The sequence below is a fragment of the Bradyrhizobium sp. SZCCHNR3119 genome (assembly GCF_032487775.1).
Taxonomy (GTDB): Bacteria; Pseudomonadota; Alphaproteobacteria; order Rhizobiales; family Xanthobacteraceae; genus Bradyrhizobium.
This window is the reverse complement of the sequence record NZ_JAUEUV010000001.1, coordinates 4,511,522-4,537,197: the sequence shown is the minus strand read 5'-3', so window position 1 is coordinate 4,537,197 and position 25,676 is coordinate 4,511,522. Positions and strand designations below refer to the sequence as shown.

The 25,676-nt window shown below is 64.6% G+C and carries 26 protein-coding genes; 18 read left to right on the top strand and 8 right to left on the bottom strand.

Annotation, left to right across the window (positions count from 1 at the left end):
* Nucleotides 1-137: 137 nt before the first annotated feature.
* From QX034_RS20880 to QX034_RS20870, 3 genes are read left to right on the top strand one after another with little or no spacing between them, the layout of a single operon-like run.
* Nucleotides 138-959, top strand: a complete 822-nt coding sequence (locus QX034_RS20880; RefSeq protein WP_315700640.1) for a sulfurtransferase/chromate resistance protein — start codon at nucleotides 138-140, stop codon at nucleotides 957-959.
* The gene (gene chrA, locus QX034_RS20875; protein ID WP_315700641.1) at nucleotides 956-2,347 is read left to right on the top strand and encodes a chromate efflux transporter; all 1,392 of its coding nucleotides are present in this window, start codon (nucleotides 956-958) and stop codon (nucleotides 2,345-2,347) included. Before QX034_RS20880 ends, chrA begins: the two co-directional genes overlap by 4 nt.
* Before the next feature lie 50 nt (nucleotides 2,348-2,397).
* A complete protein-coding gene (locus QX034_RS20870; RefSeq protein WP_315806214.1) occupies nucleotides 2,398-3,270 on the top strand; it encodes a DUF1259 domain-containing protein in 873 nt (290 codons plus the stop codon).
* A 19-nt stretch (nucleotides 3,271-3,289) separates the two neighbouring features.
* Here the strand turns inward: QX034_RS20870 and QX034_RS20865 are convergent, their stop codons facing one another.
* A complete protein-coding gene (locus QX034_RS20865) occupies nucleotides 3,290-4,132 on the bottom strand; it encodes a MurR/RpiR family transcriptional regulator (protein ID WP_315700643.1) in 843 nt (280 codons plus the stop codon).
* A 432-nt stretch (nucleotides 4,133-4,564) separates the two neighbouring features.
* On the opposite strand from QX034_RS20865, the gene QX034_RS20860 reads away from it, so the two are divergent.
* The gene (locus tag QX034_RS20860; protein ID WP_315700644.1) at nucleotides 4,565-6,913 is read left to right on the top strand and encodes a phosphocholine-specific phospholipase C; all 2,349 of its coding nucleotides are present in this window, start codon (nucleotides 4,565-4,567) and stop codon (nucleotides 6,911-6,913) included.
* 70 nt (nucleotides 6,914-6,983) lie between these two features.
* On the opposite strand, the gene QX034_RS20855 is transcribed toward QX034_RS20860, so the two are convergent.
* On the bottom strand, nucleotides 6,984-7,448 hold the full coding sequence (locus QX034_RS20855) for a GNAT family N-acetyltransferase (protein WP_315700645.1): 465 nt from the start codon (nucleotides 7,446-7,448) through the stop codon (nucleotides 6,984-6,986).
* 337 nt (nucleotides 7,449-7,785) lie between these two features.
* Between QX034_RS20855 and QX034_RS20850 the strand changes: the two genes are divergently transcribed.
* From QX034_RS20850 to QX034_RS20820, 7 genes are all read left to right on the top strand, one after another.
* A complete protein-coding gene (locus QX034_RS20850) occupies nucleotides 7,786-8,916 on the top strand; it encodes a sensor histidine kinase (RefSeq protein ID WP_315700646.1) in 1,131 nt (376 codons plus the stop codon).
* A 154-nt stretch (nucleotides 8,917-9,070) separates the two neighbouring features.
* Complete coding sequence (locus QX034_RS20845; protein WP_315700647.1) at nucleotides 9,071-10,033, top strand: PDR/VanB family oxidoreductase; 963 nt, start codon at nucleotides 9,071-9,073, stop codon at nucleotides 10,031-10,033.
* A 25-nt stretch (nucleotides 10,034-10,058) separates the two neighbouring features.
* The gene (locus tag QX034_RS20840) at nucleotides 10,059-10,262 is read left to right on the top strand and encodes a hypothetical protein (protein ID WP_315700648.1); all 204 of its coding nucleotides are present in this window, start codon (nucleotides 10,059-10,061) and stop codon (nucleotides 10,260-10,262) included.
* A 210-nt stretch (nucleotides 10,263-10,472) separates the two neighbouring features.
* Nucleotides 10,473-12,107: a SagB/ThcOx family dehydrogenase gene (locus QX034_RS20835; RefSeq protein ID WP_315700649.1), complete on the top strand. Its 1,635-nt coding sequence runs from the start codon at nucleotides 10,473-10,475 to the stop codon at nucleotides 12,105-12,107.
* A gap of 65 nt (nucleotides 12,108-12,172) precedes the next feature.
* Nucleotides 12,173-12,907, top strand: coding sequence for an ankyrin repeat domain-containing protein (locus QX034_RS20830; protein WP_315703062.1), 735 nt, complete (start codon nucleotides 12,173-12,175; stop codon nucleotides 12,905-12,907).
* Nucleotides 12,904-13,218 carry a hypothetical protein gene (locus QX034_RS20825; protein ID WP_315700650.1) on the top strand — a complete coding sequence of 105 codons (315 nt, stop codon included), beginning with the start codon at nucleotides 12,904-12,906 and terminating at the stop codon, nucleotides 13,216-13,218. The genes QX034_RS20830 and QX034_RS20825 overlap by 4 nt, the downstream gene beginning before the upstream one ends.
* A 28-nt stretch (nucleotides 13,219-13,246) precedes the next feature.
* Nucleotides 13,247-13,492 carry a hypothetical protein gene (locus QX034_RS20820; RefSeq protein WP_315700651.1) on the top strand — a complete coding sequence of 82 codons (246 nt, stop codon included), beginning with the start codon at nucleotides 13,247-13,249 and terminating at the stop codon, nucleotides 13,490-13,492.
* Nucleotides 13,493-13,720: 228 nt separating this feature from the next.
* Here the strand turns inward: QX034_RS20820 and QX034_RS20815 are convergent, their stop codons facing one another.
* On the bottom strand, nucleotides 13,721-14,170 hold the full coding sequence (locus QX034_RS20815; RefSeq protein WP_315700652.1) for a Rieske (2Fe-2S) protein: 450 nt from the start codon (nucleotides 14,168-14,170) through the stop codon (nucleotides 13,721-13,723).
* Nucleotides 14,171-14,282: 112 nt separating this feature from the next.
* On the opposite strand from QX034_RS20815, the gene QX034_RS20810 reads away from it, so the two are divergent.
* Nucleotides 14,283-14,921, top strand: coding sequence for a glutathione S-transferase family protein (locus QX034_RS20810; RefSeq protein ID WP_315703063.1), 639 nt, complete (start codon nucleotides 14,283-14,285; stop codon nucleotides 14,919-14,921).
* Between the two features lie 7 nt (nucleotides 14,922-14,928).
* Here QX034_RS20810 and QX034_RS20805 read toward each other — a convergent pair whose 3' ends face one another.
* Nucleotides 14,929-16,641: an ATP-binding protein gene (locus QX034_RS20805; protein ID WP_315700653.1), complete on the bottom strand. Its 1,713-nt coding sequence runs from the start codon at nucleotides 16,639-16,641 to the stop codon at nucleotides 14,929-14,931.
* 31 nt (nucleotides 16,642-16,672) lie between these two features.
* Nucleotides 16,673-18,295 (bottom strand): flavin monoamine oxidase family protein, encoded by a 1,623-nt coding sequence (locus QX034_RS20800; protein WP_315700654.1) that lies wholly within the window; start codon nucleotides 18,293-18,295, stop codon nucleotides 16,673-16,675.
* 121 nt (nucleotides 18,296-18,416) lie between these two features.
* Here QX034_RS20800 and QX034_RS20795 point away from each other — a divergent pair, with 121 nt between their 5' ends.
* The 6 genes from QX034_RS20795 to QX034_RS20770 all read left to right on the top strand — a co-directional run bounded on the left by QX034_RS20795 (nucleotide 18,417) and on the right by QX034_RS20770 (nucleotide 22,385).
* The gene (locus QX034_RS20795) at nucleotides 18,417-18,827 is read left to right on the top strand and encodes a nuclear transport factor 2 family protein (protein WP_315703064.1); all 411 of its coding nucleotides are present in this window, start codon (nucleotides 18,417-18,419) and stop codon (nucleotides 18,825-18,827) included.
* A 150-nt stretch (nucleotides 18,828-18,977) separates the two neighbouring features.
* Nucleotides 18,978-19,385 carry a hypothetical protein gene (locus tag QX034_RS20790; protein WP_315700655.1) on the top strand — a complete coding sequence of 136 codons (408 nt, stop codon included), beginning with the start codon at nucleotides 18,978-18,980 and terminating at the stop codon, nucleotides 19,383-19,385.
* A 2-nt stretch (nucleotides 19,386-19,387) separates the two neighbouring features.
* Nucleotides 19,388-19,906, top strand: coding sequence for a hypothetical protein (locus QX034_RS20785; RefSeq protein WP_316195752.1), 519 nt, complete (start codon nucleotides 19,388-19,390; stop codon nucleotides 19,904-19,906).
* Between the two features lie 96 nt (nucleotides 19,907-20,002).
* Nucleotides 20,003-20,155, top strand: coding sequence for a hypothetical protein (locus QX034_RS20780; RefSeq protein ID WP_315700657.1), 153 nt, complete (start codon nucleotides 20,003-20,005; stop codon nucleotides 20,153-20,155).
* A 66-nt stretch (nucleotides 20,156-20,221) separates the two neighbouring features.
* A complete protein-coding gene (locus QX034_RS20775; RefSeq protein ID WP_315700658.1) occupies nucleotides 20,222-20,809 on the top strand; it encodes a cysteine dioxygenase in 588 nt (195 codons plus the stop codon).
* A complete protein-coding gene (locus QX034_RS20770) occupies nucleotides 20,769-22,385 on the top strand; it encodes a rhodanese-like domain-containing protein (protein WP_316195750.1) in 1,617 nt (538 codons plus the stop codon). The genes QX034_RS20775 and QX034_RS20770 overlap by 41 nt, the downstream gene beginning before the upstream one ends.
* Nucleotides 22,386-22,628: 243 nt before the next feature.
* On the opposite strand, the gene QX034_RS20765 is transcribed toward QX034_RS20770, so the two are convergent.
* The 3 genes from QX034_RS20765 to mmsB all read right to left on the bottom strand — a co-directional run bounded on the left by QX034_RS20765 (nucleotide 22,629) and on the right by mmsB (nucleotide 25,671).
* A complete protein-coding gene (locus QX034_RS20765) occupies nucleotides 22,629-22,781 on the bottom strand; it encodes a hypothetical protein (RefSeq protein ID WP_315728425.1) in 153 nt (50 codons plus the stop codon).
* Between the two features lie 18 nt (nucleotides 22,782-22,799).
* Complete coding sequence (locus QX034_RS20760; RefSeq protein WP_315700661.1) at nucleotides 22,800-24,257, bottom strand: putative sulfate exporter family transporter; 1,458 nt, start codon at nucleotides 24,255-24,257, stop codon at nucleotides 22,800-22,802.
* A gap of 223 nt (nucleotides 24,258-24,480) precedes the next feature.
* Nucleotides 24,481-25,671, bottom strand: a complete 1,191-nt coding sequence (mmsB, locus tag QX034_RS20755; RefSeq protein ID WP_315700662.1) for a multiple monosaccharide ABC transporter permease — start codon at nucleotides 25,669-25,671, stop codon at nucleotides 24,481-24,483.
* Nucleotides 25,672-25,676 lie beyond the last annotated feature (5 nt).

Here is a 25,676-nt window from a genome sequence, read left to right as displayed (position 1 = left end):
CCTCAAGACATCGTCATCGGCCCGGACTGCATTGACAGTGACGGCCGAAGGCGATTTGATGAGGCCCACGGGGATTGCGATCTCCCCGCGAGGCGACATGCCCAAGTATCGCGTCCTGATTTTTGAAAGGGCGCAGCATGTCTACTTCATATACCTCCATCTCATCGGAAAAACTGTCCCGGCTGATCGGCACGTCCAACGCGCCGGCGCTGATCGATGTCCGCACCGACGAGGATTTTGCTGCACACCCGCGGCTGATCCCGGGTGCGAGCCGGCACTCGCACCTCGACGTTCAATCGTGGGCTCCAAGCCTTGCTGGGCACTCCGTCGTCGTCATCTGCGAGAGGGGCCAAAAGCTCAGCGAGGGCACAGCCGCATGGCTGCGCTACGCGGGCGTCGCCGCCGAGATCCTGGAAGGCGGCCATGCCGGCTGGGTCCAGGCCGAGCACCCGACCGTCCCGATCGCAAAGATTCCCAAACGGGACGAGCACGGCCGCACCGTCTGGGTCACACGCGCGCGCCCCAAGATCGATCGCATCGCATGCCCCTGGCTGATCCGGCGCTTCGTCGACCCTGCCGCCGTCTTCCTGTTCGTGGCCTCGTCCGAGGTCGCTGCCGTTGCCGAGCGCTTCGAGGCGACGCCCTTCGACATCGAGAACGTGTTCTGGAGCCATCGCGGCGGGCTCTGCACCTTCGATATCATGGTGAAGGAATTCGGCCTGACGACGCCAGCCCTTGAACGTCTCGCCACCATAGTCCGCGCGGCGGACACTGCGCGGCTCGAGCTCTGTCCGGAAGCGCCGGGGCTGCTCGCCGCCTCGCTCGGGCTCTCCCGGATGTTCGACGACGATCTCGCGCAGCTGAATGCCGGCCTGCTCCTCTATGATGCGTTCTATCGCTGGTGCCGAGACGCGACCAAGGAGACGCACAACTGGCCGACCAACAAGGCGATGCCATGACCGATGTCGCGGCAAACCGAAAGGCCGCCCCGCAGGCCCAAGCTCACGGGATCGCCTTCACCGAAGCGCTCGTGGTCTGGATTCGCGTAGCGATCCTCAGCTTCGGCGGGCCGGCCGGTCAGATCGCCGTGATGCACCGGATCCTGGTCGAAGAGAAGAACTGGATTTCGGAAGCGCGTTTCCTGCATGCGCTCAACTACTGCATGCTGCTGCCCGGTCCGGAGGCGCAGCAGCTCGCCACCTATATCGGCTGGCTGCTGCATCGGACCGTCGGCGGCATCGTGGCGGGCGGCCTGTTCATCCTGCCCGGCATCTTCGCGATCATGGGCCTGAGCTACATCTATGCGGCCTATGGCAATGTCGGTTTCGTCGAAGCTCTCTTCTTCGGGCTCAAGGCGGCGGTGCTCGCCATCGTCATCCAGGCAGTGGTGCGCGTCGGCAAGCGGGCGCTGCGCAACCCGGTGATGATCGGCCTCGCGGCGATCGCTTTCGTCGCCATCTTCTTCTTCGCTGCGCCATTTCCGGTGATCGTCATCGCCGCTGCCGCCATCGGCTTTGCCGGCGCGCGGCTCGGCAGGACGGAGTTCGCGCCCGTCGAGCACGGCGGGAAGAGCTCCGCCGCGATCGACAGCATGCTCGGCGAAGCCGTGCCCGATCACATCAGGCCGAATCCGGCCAGGACGCTGCGCGTCGGGGCCGTGTGGCTCGCGCTCTGGCTCATTCCGGTGTTCGCGCTCCTCATCGGCCTCGGGCCCAACGACGTGTTCAGCCAGATCGCGATCTTCTTCAGCAAGATGGCGCTGGTGACGTTCGGCGGCGCCTACGCGGTTCTCGCCTACGTCGCGCAGCAGGCCGCCGAATACTATCATTGGGTCCAGCCGCGCGAGATGCTCGACGGCCTGGGCATGGCGGAGACCACGCCCGGTCCGCTGATCATGGTGGTCCAGTTCGTGGGCTTCATGGCAGCGCTGCGCGAAGCCAGCGGATTGTCACCGATCCTCGCCGGCACGCTCGGCGGCCTGCTCGCGACCTGGGTCACCTTCACGCCGTGCTTTCTCTGGATCTTCGTCGGCGCGCCCTACATCGAAGCCTTGCGCGGCAACAAGGCGCTCGCAGGCGCGCTGTCGGCGATCACGGCCGCGGTGGTCGGGGTGATCCTGAACCTCTCGATATGGTTCGCGCTGCATACGCTGTTCCGGCAGACCGTTGCGATCCAGAGCTTCGGTCTGGCCTTCGATGCGCCGGTGCTACGCAGCGTCGACCTGCCGGCGCTCGCGCTTTCGGTCGCGGCCGCAATTGCGATCTTCCGCTTCAACGCGGGGATGCTCGTCGTCCTCGCCGCTTCATGCATCACCGGCATCCTGCTCCGCTTCGCGGGTGTCATCTGACGAAAGGGGCTGACAAGGATCGGGAGTGAAACATGATGACGATAACGAGAATGATCGCCGCTTTGGCCGTTGCCGCGCTTCTGCCCGGCGCCGCCGCTCAGTCGATCGATTGGAAGAAGGTGGATGCAGCCCTCGGGAAGAGCGCCAGCGTCAGCGGAGAGGTCCACCGTTACGGGCTGCCGCGATCCGACCTGCACGTCACCCTCGATGGCGTCGAGATCAAACCGGCTCTCGCGCTCGGTGGCTGGGTCGCCTTCGCACCGATGCATGGTGAAGCGATGGTGATGGGCGATGTCGTTCTGCTCGATACCGAGATCACGCCCGTCATGACCAAGCTCCTCGGCAGCGGATTGGACATCACGGCCATCCACAACCACCTGCTGCGATCCTCGCCCGCCACGTTCTACATGCATGTCGCCGGCCACGGCGATCCCGAGAAGATGGCGGCGGCGATCCGCGAGGCGCTGTCGACCGGAAGCAAGACCCCGTTCGAGCCGCCGGCCACGACGGCCAGCGCCGCACCGGCGCTTGATCTCGACACCGCAAAGCTCGACGAGACCATGCACGCCAAAGGCAAGGCGGTCGGCGGCGTCTACCAGTTCGGCATCCCGCGCCGGCAAGCGGCCACCGAGGGCGGCATGACGGTCAGCGCGGCGATGGGCGGCGCCAACGGCATCAATTTTCAGCCGACCGGCAACGGCAAGGCGGCCATCACCGGCGACTTCCTGGTGACGGGCGACGAGGTCAATCCGCTGATCCGCAGCTTGCGCGAGGGCGATATCGAGGTGACCGCGATCCACAGCCATATGCTGGACGAGCAGCCGCGCATGTTCTTCATCCATTTCTGGGCCAATGACGACGCGCAGAAACTGGCGCGAGCCGTGCGCGCGGCGCTCGACAAAACAGCGGTCGCACAGAACTGATCGGAGCGGCTGCAGCCGTTCAAAACCGCTTCTCGGACAGAATCCGCGCGGCGTGCTGCAGCCGGTCGACGGAGCGCTCGGTGTCGGTCAGGGCGCAGCAGCTGACCAGGGTGTCGATGATGGCGAGCTGCGCGACTCGGCTGCTCATGGCCTCCGGCCGATATCGGGTTTCGTTGGCGACCGTATAGAGCAGAACGTCGCAATGCGCGGCGAGCGGCGACTTGCCGAGCCGCGTGATGCCGATGGTGCGGGCACCCGCCTCGCGCGCCAGCCGCGTCGCCAGCACGGTCTCGACCGTACTGCCCGAGTGAGACACGGTGACCGTGGTGATGGCCGGGCCGGTCATCCCGGCACTGACCGCCTGAACGTGGGAATCGACGACGGCGCTCGCGGCAAGGCCGAGTTGCAGCAGGCGGTAGGAGAGATCCTGCGCAATCGGCGCCGAGCTTCCGATGCCGTAGATTTCGATCCGCTGCGCTTCCCTCAGCAGGCTCGCCGCCTTCGCCAAGGATTCCATCGAGAGCAGGCGGCGCGTCTCATGCAGCGACGCGGCATGCGCGGCAAAGATGTGGTCGGTGACGGTGGCCGGATCGTCACCACGATGCAGATCCTCTTGGATCAGGCGCACCGGCTCGATCAGATCCCGCGCCAGCAGGATCTTCAGCTCCTGAAACCCGCGTACACCGACCCGACGACAAAAGGAGACGATGGTGCCTTCGCTGACGCCACATGTCTCGGCGACGTCGGTGATCGACATGTGGATGAAGGATTCGGACTGCGCGATGATCAGCTCGGCGATCTGCCTCGCCTTCGGCGGAAGGTCGGTCTGCAATTCACGCACGCGGGAGAGGACACCGTTCACGGACGGTCCTGCATTCAAGGTCGGAAGTGTCACCCGCGCCCCCGCGTACCACGTGAGAATCCGTTTGGTAGATCATCCGGAGCGAAGTGCAGTGCCGGTTGTGATGTCAATGGCTGCTTGTTTGCCGGATGTGTCCGGCGCGACCTGCGCTGTGCTCCGGTCCGCGCGCGAAGGCTCGCTCTCCTGTCTGACGATGTCACCGGCCGGTCGCGCACGGATGCGATCATTCTATTCCTCCTGCCACCCTGCGAATTCCCTATGAATACCCGATACTGAGAAAATCTCATAGCAAATTCTCATAGAAATAAAAAATTCACACCCACGTCAACTCCCGCTGCTACGCCCCGTCCCGCTGACGCGCAGTGCGCCACACGCGCGCACACCGCGATCCGTCGTTTCGAACCGTTTCAACCCAGGGAAGGGCGATACAGGATGACTACACGTCGTAATTTTCTGGCGGGCGCCACCGCGGCGGCTGCCTTTGCCAGCATCCGCCAGGCGCTGGCCATTCCGGCGCGGCGCCGGACCGGCACCATCATGGACGTCAAGCACATCGTGATCCTGATGCAGGAGAACCGCTCGTTCGACCACTATTTCGGTACGATGCGCGGCGTGCGCGGTTTCGGCGATCGCTTCCCGATCCCGCTCGAAAGCGGCAAGCCGGTGTGGTTCCAGTCCGACGGCACCCGTGAGATCCCGCCCTATCACCGCGATTCCTCGACCTCGAACGCGCTGGTGGGCTACGGCACCCCGCACTCCTTCGGCGACAGCCAGCCCGCGTGGAATCAAGGCAAGATGGGCTACTGGCCCAAGTACAAGACTCCCTACGCGATGGGCTATTTCGGCCGCGACGACATCCCGTTCCAGTTTGCGCTCGCCGAGGCGTTCACGCTGTGCGACGCCTATCACGCCTCCGTCACCACCGGCACCGACCCCAACCGGATCGTGTTCTGGTCGGGCTCCAACTTCAATCCGGCGCTGCGCGCGCAGGGCATCAACTGCACGACCAACGATTCCGAGCCCAACAACCTGCGCTGCTGGCCCAACCCTCACACCTGGGTGGACGGCCTGCCGCAGCCCCAGCCGAACTACAAATATGTCGGCAGCGACTTCGCCTGGGACACCCTTCCCGACCTGCTGAACAAGGCCGGCGTCAGCTGGCACATCTATCAGGACATGAACGACAATTGGACCGGCGCCATGCACGGCTGTCTGGCGTTCTCCAGCTTCCGCCATGCCCAGCCCGGCGATCCCAACTACGTCCACGGCCTGACCGGCGGCCCGGACTATCTGGACCGGCTGAAGGCCGACGTGATGGCCGGCACCCTGCCGCAGGTCTCGTGGATCCTGCCGACGCAGGCCAACTCCGAACATCCCGGCGGCGGCAGCCCGACGCGCGCCGGCAATTTCACCGACCAGGTGCTGGAAGCCCTGACCGCCAACCCCGAGGTCTGGAGCCAGACCGTCTTCTTCCTCACCTTCGACGAGAATGACGGCTTCTTCGATCACCTGCCCGCGCCGGCGGTGCCGTCCTATGACATCAACAACAACCTGATGGGCAAGGCCACGCTGCCGCTCGATGGCGAGTATTTCTCCAACACCGTCGGCAACGTCCTGAACAGCGCCGACACCATCAGCGGCAACATCCGGCCGTGGGGTCTCTCCGCGCGCGTGCCGATGTATGTGGTGTCGCCGTGGAGCAAGGGGGGTTGGGTCAACTCGCAGGTGTTCGACCACACCTCGATCGGACGTTTCCTCGAGCAGCGCTTCGGCATCAAGGTCGACGCCATCAGCCCCTGGCACCGCGCCATCTCTGGCGATCTCACCTCCGCCTTCGATTTCGCGAGCCCGAACGATCCGAGCTTCCCGGAGCTGCCCGACCAGAGCAACTGGCAAGCTTCGGATGCGCATCAGAAGACGCTGCCGGCCCCCGTCGCGCCGGCGACGCCGCAGCCGCTGTTCCAGGAGACCGGCGTGCGTTATTCCCGCGCGCTGCCCTACATCCTGCACGCCACCGCGCAGGTCGATGCCGGCAACAACAAAGTCAAGCTGCTGTTCGCCAACACCGGCTTTGCAGGCGCCGTGTTCCACGTCTACGACAAGCTGCACCTCGATCTGATCCCGCGCCGCTACACGGTCGAGGCGGGCAAGATGCTGAACGACGAATGGACGGTGGGCGCCGACGGCCTCTATGATCTCTGGGTGCTCGGCCCCAACGGCTTCCATCGCCAGTTCAAGGGCGACCTCAGCAAGGTCGCGCAGAAGAACGCGCCGAACCCCGAGATCTTCGTCGGCTACAACGTCCACGACGGTGGTCTGCACGTGCAATTCCGCAACGACGGCCACAGCCACGGCGAGGTGGAGTTCACGGTGAAGTCCAACGCGATCTATGGGCCGCTGCTCGGCGTCCGCGCTTCGGTCGCCGCCGCGGATCAGCCGATGTGCCCGGGCTTCGGTCCGCGTCCCGACTTCCATCCTGTGGGCTTCGGCCAGGTGCCTGGTTTCCGGTGGGCGCCGGACTTCCGCGCGCCCGGCTTCGGCTTCGGTCAGCCGGTCTTCTTCCCCGGCCCCGGCCTCGGCGGTCCCGGCACTTCGTGGGAAGTCGAAGTCCACGGCCGTCCCAAGGAACTGTACTGGAATCTGCGCAAGACCGGCTTGTGGTATGACTTCGTCATCACCTGCGAAACCGACGATAGCTTCTATCGTCGCGTCGCCGGCCATGTGGAGACCGGCCGCGCGTCGGTGAGCGACCCCGGCATGGCGCTGACCGATCGTTTCTAAGCTTTAGCAGCGCAATCATCACAGCGACTGAGGCGCCCGCGCCGGCGCCTCTTTCATTTCATGCTGGCCGTCATTCCACGCCTTCCGCCAGCCGGCTCACAGCTTCGGCCGGCATGATCCAGCGTCGCCACTCCGGGTCCTCGGTCGCGCCGAGGCCGCGATAGAACGACTGAGCAGCTGCGTTGTCGTTCAGCACGAACCAGCAGAAGCGCTCATGCCCCGTCGCGCGGGCGTGCCTCGCCATCTGCCGCAGCAGCCTTTGGCCGACGCGAGCGCCTCGCCACTGCGGATCGACGTAGAGCCACTTCAGCATCAGCAGCGGTCGCAGCGTATGCATGAACGGGATCTCGTAGTGCACCGCCATGCCCGCGAGAGCCCCTCCGCCTGCATCCGCGACATAAGCGCCGAATTCGGGCCGCTCCCCGAAGCCGCGGCGAAGCAACTCCGCTTCGGTAAGATTGAAATCCTGACCGCGCTCGAAGCTGACGATCGCATGCATGAGCCGAAGCAGCTCCGGCACGTCACGCTCGGTCATCGGGCGTATCGCGCTCGGCGGGGTGCTGGGCGGGAGGAAGCTTTCGGAACTTTGCATAGAGAGCACCATTGACGATCTGTGGACCAGGACATGGTTCGACAAAAGCACGCCGCGACCTTGAGGATAACGACCGGCATTGCCATAACTCATTACCATTCCACACATTCAATTACCGAGACCGGCTCTTGTGGCCTTCTGCGGTCCAGTGTCGCGCGGATCCGGCAAGACAGTTCTCCTCTTCCGGGTGGCCCCCGCGAGAAATAGCTGCCATAATCGCAGCATAACGGGGGTATGCCGCGTGGCTTCTCACTCTCCGCTGCCAGAAGCAGTGGCTCGCGTGTTCATCACCGACGAGCTGGCGAACCGCGTCTCGCCGCCTCCAGATTACCTGCGCGAGAAGTTGGCCGTCCACGAACTGGCACGGCATATGTCCGGGCCGCCGGATGCCGTGATGACCCATCTGGTCGAACTCGCCAGGGACATCTGCGCAGCGCAATCCGCCGGGATCAGCATTCTGGAAGAGGATACAGATCAATTCCGCTGGTTCGGCCTATCGGGTACGCTGGCCGTGTTCGAAGGGGCCACGACGCCGCGCAATTTCAGCCCGTGCGGCGTCTGCCTCGATGTCGGCGGTCCGATCCTGATGGCGCGGCCGGAGCTGGCCTATGATTGGATCCGGGATGCCGACATCACCGTCCCGGAAGTCCTGCTGGTTCCGCTCAAGATCGAAAACGGCGCTCAGATCGGCACTCTCTGGATCGTATCGGAGACCCCTGGGCACTTCCACCAAGGCCATGCCCGCATCATGACGGAGCTGGCGGCTTTCGCAGGTCTGGCGCTGCGCATGGTGCAAGGCGAGCAGCGGCTACAGGCCGCGCTTGCAAAGCAGGAAATGCTCACACACGAGATGAGCCATCGGGTCAAGAATTTCTTCGCGATCGCAGAGGGACTGGTCCGCATGACCGCGCGGGCCGCCAGCACCAAGGATGAGCTCGAGACCAATCTGTCGGGGCGCTTTCGCGCGCTGTCGGTTGCCAATGCGCTGGTGCGGCGATCCTTCGGAGATGATCAAGCCCAAGGCGTCACCTTCGATGAACTCATCCAGCGCATCCTGCTGCCCTATCACAACGAGACGCCCGTGCCGCATGGGCCGACGCTCGTGGTCGGCGAGCGCGCCATCAACGACCTCGCATTGATCTTCCACGAGATGGCGACGAACGCCGTGAAGTACGGGGCTTTGAGCCAGGACAGCGGGAAGATATCCATCGACTGGTCCGCGGACGATCATCTCGTTCGCGTGGTCTGGAACGAGACCGGCGGCCCCGCGGTCGGTGAACCCGCATCGACCGGCTTCGGCATGCGCCTGCTCCAGGCCACGATCACCAGCCTGGGCGGAACGATCAGCTATGATTGGCAGCCCGAAGGTCTCTCGGCGACCTTGACCCTGCAGCGCGCAGCGTTGCGCTGAGCAGTTGCCCCCGATACGTCGGACCAGCTGATCCGCTCCTCTGCCCAATCTCAAGGCGGTCTCGACGCGCGTCGCGGCTCGCTCTCCAATCGTCCTCCGCTTGGCCCCCTCCTTGCATCGCCTCATCAGCAGGTTGGTTTGATGGAGTGGAGCAATGACAGACGCCCTGCACACAGTCGTCGTGGCCAGGAAGGCCATCGAAGCCTACAACATGGCCTCGTTCGAACTGGTCCCTGCAGACGATCAGCCGCTGCCGGGGTTCACCCCGGGCAGCCATATCGACGTCACCCTGCCGAACGGGCTGATCCGGCAATACTCGCTCTGGAATAGCTCATCCGAGCGCAACCGCTACTGCATCGGCGTGTGGAAGGATGCCAACAGCCGCGGCGGCTCCAAGGCGCTGCATCTCGACATCCAGGAAGGCGACAAGCTACAGGTCAGCCGTCCGCGCAACCGTCTGAAGGTGCCGAAAACCACGACGCGCGCGTTGCTGCTTGCCCGCGGCATCGGCGTGACGCCGATGCTCAGCATTGCCGACGCTTTGAAGGCGAAGAACATCCCGTTCGAGCTGCATTATGTATTCGCGCTGATGTCGCCGGATTCGTTCCGCAGCACCATCGAAGCGTCGTCCTTCGCCGAGAACACCACGTTTTACAAGGAATCCAGCGAGGACAACCAGCTCCTGAAGCCCACGACCGTGCTCGCAGATCGCCCCGAGGATACGCAGCTGTTCATCTGCGGGGTGGATTGGTGGCAGGATCCCATCATCGCGCTCGCCAAGCAGAAGGGCTTCGCCGAGGAGCGCATCCATGTCGAGCGTTTCACCGCCAAGGCAGCGGCGGCCCTGCTCGACAAGGTGTTCGAGGTCAAGATCGCCTCGACCGGCGCGACCTTCAAGATCCCCGGCGACAAGACAGTTACGGCCTTCCTGGAAGAAAGCGGCGTCAAGATCCAGACCTCGTGCGAGCAAGGCATGTGCGGCACCTGCAAGACCAAGGTGCTGGAAGGCGAGATCGATCATCGCGACAAGCGGCTGTCGTCCGAGCAACGCGCGCAGGGCTATTTCCTGCCTTGCGTCTCGCGCGCGAAGGGCGACACGCTGGTGTTGGATTTGTAACAAGGCCGGACACGGGAGCGCTGTTGTGACCTCCGAGGCCGATCATTGGCGGACCGCCTGGATCATCGCCGAGCAATATGGCAGCGATGGCGCCGCCTTTGCGGACCAGATGGCATCGAGCTTCAAGATCGGCCACAAGCTGGAAGCGCACCGGACATGGCTCTCGATCAAGGCCAAGGTCGAAGCCCTGACATTGCGGGAACGCTCCGAGCCTGTCGTGACGCAATGAAGATTACGATGTTCTGAATCGGACAGAGCGCATAGCTCTGTCCGGAATCGAACAATCCTGATCCCGCCCGCAGACGGATTCGCGCTCCCGTTCTGCCCCATGGCCCTCGGCGGAATCGGGAATAGAACTTGCTACATCGGAGACGGCCGGACTACGGCCACCAACCGTGAGCGGGCGCTGTGCGCGCCCGCTCTGCGAGAGGAATATTGCGTGCCGACTTCCATTGCTCCAAGGCCTGCGACGGACGCCGAGCTCACCTTGAGCTATCACGTCCGCACCAAGCATAGCCTCAAAGCCTATGCCGCCGGCCCCGAGACGTTGGATTGGGACGCACAGCCCAATCCATTCCGCGAGTTCGCCGACGCCGCACGCATCGCGCTGCCGCTGACCTCGGATCGGCTGGCGACCACGTTCGCGCAGCTCCATGAGGCGGGCACGCCATCTGCGCCGCTCACGATCGACAACATCGCTTTGCTGCTCGAACTCTCGTTCGGGCTGGCTGCCTGGAAAGAGTTCGCCCCCGATCGCTGGGCGCTGCGCTGCAATCCCTCCAGCGGCAATCTGCATCCGACCGAGGCCTATGTCATCGCGGAGAACGTCGGCGGTCTCGCTGACGGACTCCATCACTATGTGAGCCGCGATCACGTACTCGAGCAGCGCTGCAGACGCACGGCGCCATCGCAAGGACCGTCACGCCTCTGGCTTGGCCTCTCGTCGATCCATTGGCGCGAAGCCTGGAAATACGGCGAGCGCGCCTTCCGCTATTGCCAGCTCGACGTCGGCCACGCGCTCGGCGCCATCGCCTACGCCGCCGCGGCGCTGGGCTGGCGCAGCCGTGTGGTCGAAGATGCCGACAGTCGAGCGCTGGCTGCATCGATGGGACTCGATCGCGCTTCGGATTTTTCCGGCGTCGAAGCGGAAGATGCCGAGTTGTTGCTCGCGATCGAGCCGCGTGATGCGGCTGGTGCTCCGCCTGCCGCGCCCGAGGCTCACGCGGCGGCGGACCAGTGGAGTGGGCAAGCCAACCGGCTCGATCCCCATCCGCTTTATCGCTGGCCGGTGATCACGGAGGTCAGTGCAGCGACGACAGGCGAAGGTCACGGCGACGCCGAGGCCTCGCCGCCCTGCCCGCCTCTCCACACTACGTCGGACGCACGTGCGGCCGAGATCATCCTCGGGCGCCGCAGCGCACAGCGCTTCGATGCCAGGTTCACCATGCGCGGCGATCAGTTCTATCACCTCCTCGATGCGCTGCTGCCACGGCCGACGCTGCCGTGGGATCTCTGGCGCTTCACGCCCCGGCTGCATCCGATCCTATTCGTGCATCGGGTCGAGGGCGTCGCGCCTGGCGTCTATGCGCTGCCGAGGCGTGCCGATGCCGAGCATGCGCTGCGCCGAGCGCTACGCGCCGATTTCGACTGGCGGCGCGTCGACGGCGCTCCCGCGCATCTTCCGCTGTTCCGGCTGCTGCCGACCGACTGCCGCGGCGTGATCCGCACCGCAAGCTGCCACCAGGCGATCGCCGGCGACAGCTGCTTTGCGCTGGCCATGCTCGCCGAGTTCGAAGGCCTCGTGCGCGCCAATCCCTGGCGCTACCGCCAACTGCATTGGGAAGCCGGGCTGCTCGGCCAGGTGCTGTATCTGCAGGCCGAAGCGGCGGGCCTGCGCGGCACCGGCATCGGCTGCTTCTTCGACGATTCCGTGCACGAGATGCTGGGCATCACGACGCAAGAATTCCAGACGATCTATCACTTCACCGTCGGCCAGCCCTTGACCGACAGTCGCATCACAACGCTCGCCGCCTATCCCGGCCGCATGCGCAACGAAGCGGGAGTTCTGTCATGAGACCGCGCATTCCCTTTCAACGCATCGACGTCGGGTTCGCAGCGGAGCTCTTGCAGCGCGGCGACGTGCTGCGCTTCGACGTCCGCGATGCGGCCTCATTCGCACAGGCCCACATCGACGGCGCACAGCATCTCACCCAGCGCAACCTGTCGGAGTTGATCACAACGACGGCTAAGCGCACACCCGTCCTGATCTACTGCTATCACGGCAACGCCAGCCAGGAATATGCCCAGACCTTCTCCGACCTCGGCTTTACCGAGGTCTACAGCCTCGATGGCGGCTTCGAGGCCTGGCGGCTGCAAAGCCCTGCCGGCCGCGCAGTGACTATCAGCGAGCCGCTGGCGCGCTGGCTCGCAGACCATGGCTTCCCCGGGCAGGACGTGAACGCGACCATCGCCAACCGCACGACGCCGCTGATGAAGGCGGCGCATCTCGGCGACGTGGCCATGACGCGCGAACTGCTCGCGGCAGGCGCCGCGATCGCAGCGACCAATGCCGACGGCAACAACGCGTTGTGGCTCGCCTGCGTCGGCAGCCATCTCGACGCCATCGATGTGTTGGTCGAGGCGGGCATCGATATCGACAACCGCAACGACAATGGCGCGACCGCGCTGATGTATGCATCATCATCCGGCAAGGCCGGCGTGGTCGCACACCTGTTGGCCAAGGGCGCCGCCACCGGCACCGAGACGCTCGATGGTTTCACGGCACTCGATATGGCCGCCTCGCTCGAATGCCTGCAGCTGCTGCGCCGCGCGAGGCAAGCAGGCGCTGCCCCCCTGCGCGAGGCGAGCGCATGAGCATCATCGAACACGATTTCGGCCTCAAGCTGCGCCAGACCGAGCGGCGCTTCCGCAAGCTCTTGAGCCTCAACGCGCTGCACGAAGCCAACGTGCGGGCCAACCCGGTGCCGTATCTCGAGCGCGCCAGCGAACGAATCTATCAGCTGGAAAAGGCGCTGTTCGAGGCGGTGCAGGCGGCAACGCCAACCACGGACGAACCGGCTGACACCGTCGTGGTCGGCAAGGCCGAATATCAACGGCTGCTGAACTGCCAAGCGATCGTCGCGGCGGCGTTCAGCAGCCTCGTGTCCGATGATAGCGAGCCCTGAGCTCAGCCCAAGATAGGAGATAAGGTGAATGTCGGAGCCCGCAGGCTTTTTCGTGGATTGGGACGGCAATCTGCGCAGCACCGCCGATCCGGGCGGGGGGTATCTCTGCGAGACGGATATGGTCGCGCGCTATGTCGCAATCACGACCAAGACCGGGACCCTGGTGCACGAAGCCACCTATTTCAAGACGGTCGCCGACGTCGAGAAGGCCGGCATCAAGGCCCCGCTGGTTCCAGGCAGCCACCCATGGGGAAAGAAGGAGGACGGGTTTTAGCGGAGTTGGGACCGTCGATATCGCGCGCCATGACCTGGAGATGCGTAGGGCGGGCAAAGGCGCGAATGCGCCGTGCCCGCCAATGATCTGTTTGCTGCTTACGCTGGGCACGCTTCGCTTTGCCCATCCTACGGATCTAGCATGCCGCCAATTCAAGACCTTGCCCGAGGAGCCGCGCAAAGCGCGGCGTCTCGAAGGGCGCCCCACAACAGCAGCATCAATGGTTGACTAATCCGGATGGATCATGATTTCCATGGTATCGTCCAGCTCCTCGAACGGATCCGGAATTCCGTCGTCCTCGACCAGCGTGACGCCGCACAGGCAGACATCACCGTCCACCACTGCAAGCGCGATGGGCTCGAGACTCTCCCCCTTGCACGGACCGTCGATAGCGGCGCCGCTCTCGATCTCGAACGTCGCGCCGTGGCGGCCGCATTTCAGCAGGCTACGGTCGTCATTGAAGAACTGGCCGCTGCCGATGTTGAGCCACTTGCCCTCATGCGGGCAGGAATTGACGTAACCGACGAAGCCACCAGCGGCCGTATGGACGATCACGATCGGGAACGGCCGCGCCTCACCATTGTCGCCGATGCGCGACAGGCTGAAGGCCTTGGCGTCACCGGGCGCGATGCTCCTCGCGGAACAAATAACGAAGACATCCGGTTCGCGGGGTGTCATGGCTCGCCCTCTCACAATCCTCACGACAGAGACAACTGCACCGATCCTTGCATGAAGCATGCCGGGTGGGCGCGCCGGTGCGCCATCCGGTATGGGGACAATGATGGCCATCATGAAATTCTACATGACGCCGGGCTCGTGCTCGACCGGCATCCACATCATCCTCGAAGAGCTGGAAGAGGTGTTCGAGGCCTACATCGTCAACCTGCCTGCCGGCGACAATTTCAAGCCGGACTATGTCGCGATCAATCCGAAATCGACGATCCCCGCTCTGGTTCGCGATGACGGCAGCGTGCTCACCGAGGTCCCCGCGATCGCCTATTGGCTCGGGCGGACGCGACGGTGCGGCAAGCTTTGGCCTGCCGATGTCGAGACCGAAACCCGGCTGATCGAGGCCATGAGCTACATCGCCGGCACGGTGCACGGCCATGGCTTCGCACGCATCTTCGCCACCCCTACCTTCAGCCGCAATGAAGCCGATCAGGAATCGGTGCGAGCACTCGGCCGCAATATCGTGATCAAGGGCTTTGCGGTCTTGAACAAGATGCTCGATGAGCGCCCCTATCTGGGCGACGCCTTCACCGTCGCCGATCCGATCCTGTTCTATGTCGAATTCTGGGCCGACAAGACCGGCATTACCCTGCCCGCAAACCTCGCCGCGCATTACAAGCGGATGCTCGCGCGCCCCGTCGTTCAGCAAGTCCTACGCGAGGAGGGCTACAATCCGGCCACGCTCGGGCAGGCCGTGTAGACCGCGCCTACTCCGCCGCAAGCGCCACGTCGTCGCCGAGATCGATGCCGCGGAAGATCGCGCAGCGCCGGAACACCTCGATCGTCGGCCGAACGCCTTTGTGGTGGCAATATTTGGCGACCAGTTTCGCCAGGCCCTTGATGTCGCGCCCGGAAGCGCCCGGAAACGTCTCGACCAGGACATCGACCAGCGCGATCTCGACCTTGAGGCCGAACTGCTCGCTCATGACCTGCCAGATGCGGCGGCGCGCCTCGGCGTCCGGGGAGGTGAACTTGATCAGCGCGATGCAGCGCGACACGATGGCCTCGTCGATGTCGTCGATGCGGTTGGTGGTCAGGAACAGAAGCCCATTGAAATATTCGAGCACGCGCAGGAACACGCCGACGACCGCGTTCATGGTCATGTCGTCCTCGCGGCGCTTGATGTAGACGTCGGCCTCGTCGATCAGCATCACCGCGCCCCAGCGCTGCGCACGGGTCAGCGCCTCCTTCAGCGCATTCTCCATCGCGGCGACGTTGAGACCGAGCTGCCCGGAATGCACCCGGTACAGCGGCCGGCCGATGATCTCGGCATAGACTTCCGCCGTCAGCGTCTTACCGACGCCGGGCGGGCCCGCACACAGCACCGTGGTGCCTCCGGATTTGCCGGCGACGATGTCGTCCATCAGCAGATCCATCTCGGCCGTGAGGATGTCGATCAGGTCGGTCTGCTCCTCCGGAAGCACCAGCTTCTGCTTCAGGTCGGGCTGGTAGGCATAAGGCTCCATGTCATCGGCGTGCACCCAGATGTAGTGGTGCAGTTCGAGATGGAACATGAGCATGTAGGGATGCACCGGAATGCGGCAGAACAGGCCCTTCGGAATCGCGGCGCGGGATTGCTCGACCTCCTCCTCGGCTTCATAGATGTTGCTCTTGGCCGCTTTCCGCAGATATTGCCCGAGGATGTCTCCGGTGACTTCCAAGGTCAGGGCCCGCTCCGTCAGAATGCCTTCGTCGTTGACCAGCCGCGCCGCGCCGCCGCCGGACGACAGCACGATCACGTCCTTGCGCGACCAGTCGATGTCGCGATGCGACGAGTTCGGATCGTCGGCGAAGAAGCCGGTGCCGCGGCCGGAAAATTGCGCGCCGTAGCGGCCGCGCCAAGCGAAATAGCTCTCGGTGGTCTCGTCATAGGCCGCAATCAGCTCGGGCGTTTCCTTCAGGAAGCCCTTGGCGGCGAAGATCTCCGCAACCGTCCTGCCGACGATGTCGCCGGCGGAAATCCGCAACGTGGCGGTCGTGATCGCGCCCTTGGCGTTCGCCTTCAGCTCGATAAAGACGCGGCCCGCCTCGTCGTTCGATGGCGCCGTATAGTCGAGCCGAGTGACCACATAGGGCAGCGGCCGGCTCGCGACATTGGCGGTGAACATCCAGCCGCGGATCGCGTCCGCGATCAGATAGCGGGCGATCGCCGGCAACACGGATTCGAGCTCATTCTCTGCGAAGCGCGTTCCGGTATCGGCGAGGGCGCGTTGCAGGGTCGCGAGATGGGCGGCGCGGGCGTGGAACTCGGGTCCGGCCTGCTGATAGGACGCGCGCAGCGCGTCGACTTCAGCGCTCGCAAGCTGCGCAAAGTCGACCTCGACCTTGTCCCCGAACCGCAATTGCTCCTTGAGCGGTGCAAGATGCGGAAACGCCGCGGCCATCGTTTCGATGAAGGGCCGTTCGATCTGCAGCTTCATGCGACATCATACCTGTCAGTTCGGGTCATGCTCACGACGCTACGCCGCTCGGCTGGCGCGCCGCCGCCTCCGCCTTCATCAGCAGCAACCGATTGGCCGCGAGCGAGAATTCCTGCCAGGCGGCGGCGATGTCGCGCAGAATGGCCTGCACGTAGTCCTTCGAGGGCTTGTGCTCGTGCGGGAAGTTCGACAGCGCGCAGGAGGTACGATTGAAGGCGACGGCATCGTCGAGCAGCGACTGCATGAAGTCGCGGAACGGCTTCTGCACCTCCGGCGTCAGGGCGGACCGGCCACGCTCGACCGCGACGTCGCGCATGTCGAAGCTCAGCGCCTCCAGCACCTTGAGTGCAGCGGCGAATACGGATTCCATGACGCCCAGAACAGCCAGCTGCGTCAGCTGCTCGCGCTGCTGCGCGGCGAGGCTGCGCGTGAGCCGTTGCCGGTAATCATCGAAAGCAGGATCGCGCTGCGCGATCACCCAGGAGGCGAACCAGGCCAGACTTGCGGCATTGCCTGACAAACCGGAATCGATCGCGATCTGCGGGCGCGCCGTGCTGCCTTCCGTCGCGGAGTTGCTCCGCGCCAGCGCACGCTCGATCCGCCTGGCGGCGTTGACTGCGCCCTCGAGATAGCCGGCCGCGTGACTTGCGGTCTCGGCGGAGCCGAGATGCAGCCGGCCGTCCCACAGCGCCCTGCGCAGCATCGGATTGGCGATCTCGATGTGCTCGCCAGGCGGATCGGAACGGTCAGCAGCGCTGCAGGTGAAGCGCTCGCTCGCCCAGTCCTGATAATGCTGCTCACCATCGTCGAGTGCCGATCCGAACAGCTGCACCATCTGGCTCGCCATCAGCATCGGAAGCCCGACTGTGAAGGTCTCGCGCAGCTCCGGTGAGAATGCCAGGAAGCCTCCGAGCGCGGCCTTGGCTCCGTCGGCATCGCAGGCGTCGAAGATCTCGCCGACCACCGCCTGTTCATGGCTGACGAACGCGTTGCCGGAATGGCCCTTGTCGCGCCAATGTGCGCGGTCATAGGCAATCAGTACCTTGGCCTGCGCCGCCATCCAGGTCGCGGCATTGTGCATCGCCTCCGACGTCGCCTCGTCGAGCTCCGGCGAAAAGCTGACGCGGTCGGCCAAGAGACGCGGCGGCACGGCCAGGACTGCCCGCTTGGCATCGATGGCGACGGACTCGGTCGCGGTCGCGAAGACGAGCCGGACGTGGGTCGCGCAATCGACGATGCGCGTCAGCTCATAGCCGAGATGGATTTGCTCCTGCGGCAGCTCGCGCGCCAGCGCGGCGACCAGGCTGGCCATGCCGCCCTGCACCCGCTGCGCGCCCTGATGGATTGGCGGCCCGCTGATCTGCTGGGCCGCCTTGTCGGCGTCGGTCAGGTGCAGCACCGTGCCGTCATCATGCTGAGGGAAATGGACCAGCCCGAGTTCGCCGATCAGGCTCGTGAGCAGCGGCTGCGTCTCCGGCCAGAACCAGGTCGGGCCGAGGTCGAGCGCCAGCCCGGAGCCGGCCGCGACCGACAGGATCCGTCCGCCAAGCCTGTGTCGGGCTTCGAACAACGCGAACGTCGTTCCCCTTTGCTGCAGGCTGCGCGCCAGTGCCAATCCGCACAATCCACCCCCGACAATGGCCGTTTCGAGCATGGTCAAGACCTCGCATGATGCGTTGCAAGGACGGCCTTGCAAGATTCGCGCAATGCCCGACGGGCGCGCGTCCGTCCAATTGCTGCTTGATTTCCGCACCACCTTGGCCCAGGCCATGGATATGAGCGACGCCAGCGAGATCATCGCCGCCAATGCGGCCTTCTACGTAGCCTTCGCGGCCGGCGACTTTGTCGCGCTCGCCGCGGTCTGGTCCGATCAGGAGACGATCTCCTGCATTCACCCGGGCTGGCCGGCGATCGTCGGCCGCGCCGGCGTGATCGGCAGCTGGCGCGAGATCCTGAAGAATGCCGCGCGGCCGCAAATCGTCTGCGCGGACCCCTATGCGATCGTCGATGGCGACCACGGCCGCGTCGTCTGCATCGAACTCGTCGACGGTGCGCCGCTCGCAGCCACCAATTATTTCCGGCGCGTCGACGGAGCCTGGCGCATGGTCCATCACCAATCCAGCGCGATTGCCCAATTCGCCGCGAGCGTGGACGACCAGACCGAGCACGGCCGCAGCATCCACTAACTGGCACGAAATTTGATTTGCACGATACAACCGGCCGTATTCACCGGTTTGTCGAATGTCGTGCGTCGGATGTCGGCCAATGTCCGGTTCCGCGCTGGGGTGGTTTGCGCACTGTGGAAGGCAGCGTGCAGATCGCGAGGGAGGAATGCGATGGCGCGTGCACTGACGGCCTATCTGAAACGCGCTGACGTTCCGGCGCGCAAGGCGCTGCAGCAGGCGATCGATCGCCTGCCATTCGCGTTGATGCTCGACGATGCTTATGCCCCGTTCGAAACGGCCGGCTATCTGCCCTGCACGCTCGACGGCGAGGACGCCGGCTTCGACCTGCGATTCAAGGACGCGGCCGCCGAGCTTGCAGCAACGCCCGCGCTGCAGAGCGCGATCGGCGACCGCGACGTGGCGATCTCCTGCAAATGGGGCGGCGATCCGCGCGAGGAAGCGGCCGCGCTGGCCGTGTGTGCGGCTTTCATGCGGGAGTTCGACGCGATCGTCGTGCGCGACGGCGCGCTGCTGACATCCGATGACATGCTCAGGCAGGCAAAGGGAGCACTGGTATGAACATGACGGCTCCGCTGCAACCGAGCGCCATTCAGGCCGAGCCTGCTGAACTGGGCGAGTCCGGCTTCCGCCTGCTGATGATCCGGCAATTCAACTCCGGCGCGGTGCCGCCGGCGTTTGCGATCATCGACCAGCGCGTGATGCGGATGCCGCAGCGGATCGGTCGCCACGGCGTCTCCTTCGCCGCGACCTTCCTGCCCGAGGTGATGAATTGGCTCATCGATCACCTCGGCCGCCCGTCGCTGCACGACGCCTCGGGCCGCGCCTACCGCAATCCGCGCTGGCCCGTCGTCTGCTGGCACGACCAGGAACGCTTGTGGCCCAGCGGCGCGCTCACCGTCGAATGGTTCGCCGAAGTCGCCTTCCAGGACACCGCGTCGTGGCTGGCCTTCAGGACGCATTGGCGGGAGCGGCTGCAGCCGACAGGCGCGGATCGTGCCGAGGAGACAGCGGAAGCGAACCGATGCGCAACGCGCGTGACGCAAAATGAATCAGCTGAGGACGCACTCCAGCAGGCATGATCCTGCCAAACTTGCGCGAGCGCGGATTTGGCTATGTTCGACGGCAGCAGCCTCGTGCTATCCAAACGGGATGCCGAAGCTTGCGTGGAGGTCCTCGTGCGCTACGTCTCGTGGTTCGGTCACTGGATCTATCGCCTCATTCCGACGCACGGCCCGCAAGGGCGGCAGACCGCGAGACATCCGGGCATGCCAGCGCAGCTGTCGGCCGAGGATCTCTTCTACATCGCAATGCTCGGCCCTCACGTGTGAGCCGGAGGACCGTGACTGCGTCGCGTGGTCAGATCCTCAGGTCACTCAGGGACGAACAGGTTTGGGATGAGTGACATTACGAGGTTGCGCACCTTCGTCGTCGACACGGCGCGCCTTTTGCAGAACGAAACCAGCGAAGCCACGATCCTCGCGCAGCTGGCGCCAAGGCTGGAAGACCTGATCCGGCACGATGACTGGCTTCCCGAGGTCTCCGCGAGTACGGCAGGCGACCATTATCGGCAGCATCTGCTCTACGCGGACCCGCTTGACCGCTTCTCGATTGTGAGCTTTGTCTGGGGCCCGGGCCAGGGCACGCCGATCCATGATCATCGCGTCTGGGGCCTGGTCGGGGTGCTGCGGGGAGAAGAGATTTCGGTGCGTTACCAACAGCAGCCTGACGGCTCGCTCCGTGCCGGCGCACCCGAACGGCTGACGGCCGGCCAAGTCGCCGCGGTATCGCCTGCAATCGGCGATATCCACGCGATCTCGAATGGCCTGTCGGACGCGTCCTCGATCAGCATACACGTCTATGGCGGCAATATCGGTCGTATCCGCCGCGCGGTGTACGACGCGGAGACTGGCGCTGCCCGCGATTTCATTTCCGGATATTCGAATGACACTGTACCAAACCTCTGGCCCGGTCACCCTGCCTGAACGGACAGCGCTGTTATCGCCGACCGAGCTGCGCCGGCGCTGGCGCGCAGGCGACGAAGTTGCGCTGCTCGATGTGCGCGAGGAAGGCCCCTACTCGCTGTCGCACCCGTTCTTTGCGGTCTCGCTGCCGCTGTCGCAGATCGAGCTGCGGATTCTCGACCTGGTGCCGAGGCTCTCCGCCCCTGTCGTCGTCTATGACGGTGGTGAAGGCTATGCCGCGCGCGCGGTGCCGCGGATCAAGGCGCTCGGCTATACGGACGTCGCGATCCTCGACGGCGGGCTTGCCGGCTACGCGCGGGTCGGCGAAGTATTCCGCGACGTCAATGTGCCGAGCAAGGCCTTTGGCGAATTGGTGGAGGCTGTCAGGCATACGCCGTCCCTTTCGGCCGACGAGGCCAAGGCGCTGATCGAGACGGAGTCCAACCTCGTCGTGCTCGATGCCCGCCGCTTCGAGGAATACCGCACCATGAGCATTCCGCGCGGGATCAGCGTGCCCGGCGGCGAGCTCGCCTATCGCGCACGCGAGATCGCGCCGTCATCCGACACCACGATCATCGTCAACTGCGCCGGGCGCACGCGCTCGATCGTCGGCACCCAGTCGCTGATCAACGCAGGGCTGCCGAACCGAATCTACGCGCTGCGCAACGGCACCATCGGATGGACCCTGGCCGGCCATCAGGTCGAGCGCGGCAAGACCGCGCGGTTTCTGGAGCGGCCGCAGGCGAGCTACGCCGCGGCGTTGGAGGATGCGAAGGCCTGGGCCGAGCGGGTCGGGGTCAAGAGCCTCGATCGCACGGCATTCGAGCGGCTGCGCGCAGAAGCTGGCCAGCGCACGCTGTATTGCCTGGATGTTCGCACGCCCGAGGAATATGCCGCCTCGCATCCAGATGGCTTCGTCTCCGCGCCAGGCGGCCAGCTGGTGCAGGCCCTCGACGAATGGGTCGGCGTACGTGGTGCCCGCCTGGTGCTGTTCGATGATGACGGCGTGCGCGCCCGGATGACGGCATCCTGGCTGGTGCAGATGGGATGGGATGCGTCGATCGTCGGTCCCGATGTCATCGCGGCAGACGACGCCGGCGTTCGTCCGCCACGTCGGCCGCGCCTTCCCGATATCGGCGAGGCGGCGATCAGCGCCGATGAGCTTGCCGCCGATCCCTCCGCCTGGACCATCGTCGATCTCACCCGCAGCCCGACCTATAAGGCCGGCCACATTCCCGGCGCGCATTTCGTGCTGGCGTCCCGCTTTGCCGAGGACATCGCGAAGCTGCCGGGTGACGGCGGAATCGTGCTCACCAGTGAGGATGGAGCCGAGGCCGCCTTTGCGCTGGCCGACGCACGAACGGCGACGAAACGCCAGTTCCGCGTGCTCAGCGGCGGCACGCGCGCCTGGACCGCATCCGGCCGTGAGCTCGATCGCGATCGGCCGTCGTGGATCTCGGATGCAAACGACGTCTACAAGCGTCCCTATGAAGGCACCGACAACGCGTCAGCGGCGATGCAGGCCTATATCGACTGGGAGCTGCAGCTGGTGGCACAGCTCGCCAATGACTCGGTGTCGAATTTCCACGTGGTGTAGCAGCGAGATCCGTAGAATCTTAGGGTGAGCAAAGCGAAGAGTGCCCACGCTTCGAGACCAGCGAGCACAACGTGGGCACGGCGCATTCGCGCCTTTGCCCACCCTACGCATCTACTTCAAGGCACGATCTCGACATCGTCATTGCGAGCGAAGCGAAGCAATCCAGGGCCAGGAAAGCAGCCTGGATTGCTTTGTCGCATTCGGCGCCTCGCAAATGACTCGATCGGTTGAACTACGCGCTTGTCAAAGCTGTGCCGGATACAGGTGATTGATCGCGACCAGGATCACCAACAGCACGATGCCGATGCCGAGGCTGTAGCCGATCAGCTTCTTCTCGATCGGCAGCAGCGGCTCGGCCCCATTGTTGTTCTGCGCATTCAGATCATTGACTGACATGGCCACTTCTCCTCGAACTCAGCTGGCGAGCGGCGGCTTGATGCCGCTGAAGAACAGCCAGGAAATCAGTAAGCCGACCCAGATCACGAAGCCGAACAGGCTGACCACATAGACCGCGGCGAGCTTGCCGAAACCGTCCTGCCAGAGCTTGCGGAAATCCGACAGCACGCCGATCGAGAAGAAGGTCAGGATGAAGAAGATCACCCGGAACACATTGGCCTCGCCCGCCGCCGCAGGCAGCGCCTTCGCGATCTCGGGCGTGGTGCCGACCGCAAGCCAGAGCGAGATTGCGAACACGACCACGAAGCCGAGAATGAATTTCGGGAATCGCTCCCAGATCTCGGAGGTCTTTGCCTTGTCGGCGCGAGGGGTGATGTAGTTGGTCCAGATATAGCCGAGGATGAAGGCCCAGATGCCGATGAAGATGTCGATGAACACCTTCACGGTGGCGGTGGTCGCGAGAATCCAGCCCGGCTGATATTTGATGCCTTCGGCAGCCGCCTTGGCCATGATCAGCGATTCCGTGATGCCGCCGCCGGCCACCGCCGCGCCATCGGTCTTGATCGCAAGGCCCATCCAGGCGCCGGCGACCAGCGGCTCCTGCCACAGCAAGGTCTGCGCCAGGAACGGCAGGATCAGGATCTCCACCACCGCGAACACGACAACCAGCGAGGAGACCAAAATCGGCACCGAGGGGCGCGCGCGGATGGCGCCGCCGGTGGCGATCGCCGCGGCCACGCCGCAGATCGAGATGCCCGATGCGAGCGGCACCGACCATTCGCGGCTGAAGCCGAAGAATCTGCGGGCGACGAAATACACCACCGACCAATAGATCAGATAGGCCTCGATGATGGCGGCGACGCCGCGCAGCAGGACCGAGGACGCGAGGTTGAGCCGGCCCGCTGCGGTGACCGCGATGGTGGCGCCGAGGATCACGATCGCGATCTTGATGTAGAGTTCGGGGCGGATCGCCTCCTTCAGCCACTCGGCAAAACGCGGGAAGAAATTGGCGATCACCAGGCCCGACAGCAGCGCGACGACGAAGCCGCCCTCATTGGTCAGCTTCAGCGACCAGGCAATGCCGAATTTCTGCTGCTCCGCCGGCGTAACTGCCGCAACATAGGCATAGCTGCCGACGATCCAGCTCGCATAGGCGATCGCGAATACGACGGTGAAAGCGAGCGCGAAACGCTTGACGTCGCCGCCCAGCGCCGCAACCCCGGCTGTGAGTACGACCAGCAGCGATGCAAAGGTCGCAATCAGCGCACCGAGACCGCCGAGCGCCGCATAGCCCTTGGCGACCGGTGCCAGCGCCTTGCCGATGTCGGTATAGACCGACGTCGTCACCGCCCAGCCGAGCAGATCGGTGCCGGCGAGGCTGAACAGAGCGAGTGCGAAGACCAGCACGCCGATCACGAGCGCCAGCCAGTCCTCCGTCAAGCTTCCCTTGGAGACGACCCCTGTGGCGGGTCTCACCGCAATATCCGACATAAAATCCCCTCAGCGCCCAGCGCGGCTCAGCCGCTGCAATCCGCGCGTTATGAAACCATGTCGGGGCAAACAGGCAATCTTATAGAATTTTTTTCTTCGTCTTATCTGGAGCACAAACACCGCGCCGAAGTCCCCCGGAGTAGGAGAACGTTCCTGTGCGGTGCCTGTTGCGGGCGCGGCTGCGCCACGCAACGGCCTTGGAGCCACGCTAACGGCGCTGGTTGTAGACGTCGATGCAGACCGCGCCCAGCAACACCAGGCCCTTGATCACCTGCTGGTAGTCAATGCCGATGCCGAGGATCGACATGCCATTGTTCATCACGCCCATGATCATGGCGCCGATCACCGCACCGCCGACGCGACCGACGCCGCCATAGGCCGACGCGCCGCCGATGAAGCAGGCCGCGATCACGTCGAGTTCGAAGCCGAGGCCGGCCTTCGGAGTCGCGGTGTTGAGACGCGCGGCGAACACCAAGCCGGCCAGCGCCGCCAGTACCCCCATGTTGACGAAGGTCATGAACACCAGCCGCTCGGCCTTGATGCCCGAGAGCTTGGCCGCCTTGGCGTTGCCGCCGACCGCATAGATCTGCCGGCCCACCACCGTTCGCCGCGTCATGAAGCCGTAGAGCGCGATCAGCACGGTCATGATCACGAGCACGTTGGGCAAACCGCGATGCGAGGCGATCAGGAAGGTGAAGTACAGGATCACCGCCGCCAGGACGAGGTTCTTCGCAGCGAAGAAGGCGTAAGGCTCGACCTCGATGCCATGCGCCTGCTCACGCGAGCGCCCCTTCACGCTGGCATAGACCAACGCCAAGGTGAGCAGTCCGCCGATCGCGAGCGAGGTCGGATAGAGATGCGCCGCGCTCGGGAACATTTCCGGGATGAAGCCGGAGGACAGTTTCTGGAAGGTTCCTGGGAACGGTCCGACCGACTGCCCCTGCAGCAGCGCCAGCGCCAGGCCCTTGAACACCAGCATGCCCGCCAGCGTGACGATGAAGGAGGGAATGCCGAAATAGGCCACCCAATAGCCCTGCGCCGCGCCGATCGCAGCCCCGACCACGAGACAGGCCAGAATGGCGAGCGGAAAATCGACGTGGTAGCGGACCATCAGCACGGCGGCGACCGCGCCGACGAAACCTGCGACCGATCCGACCGACAGATCGATATGCCCGGTGACGATGACCAGCAGCATGCCCAGCGCCATGATGACGATGTAGCTGTTCTGCAGCACCAGGTTGGTCAGGTTGAGCGGCTGCAGCAACGTGCCGTCGGTCATGAATTGGAAGAACAGCATGATTGCAGCCAACGACAGCATCATGCCGTAGCTGCGCAGATTGTTCTTCAGGAAGCCGCCGTGCGGCCGCTCCTCGGGAAGCGAAACCGTCTTGTCGGTCATGATCG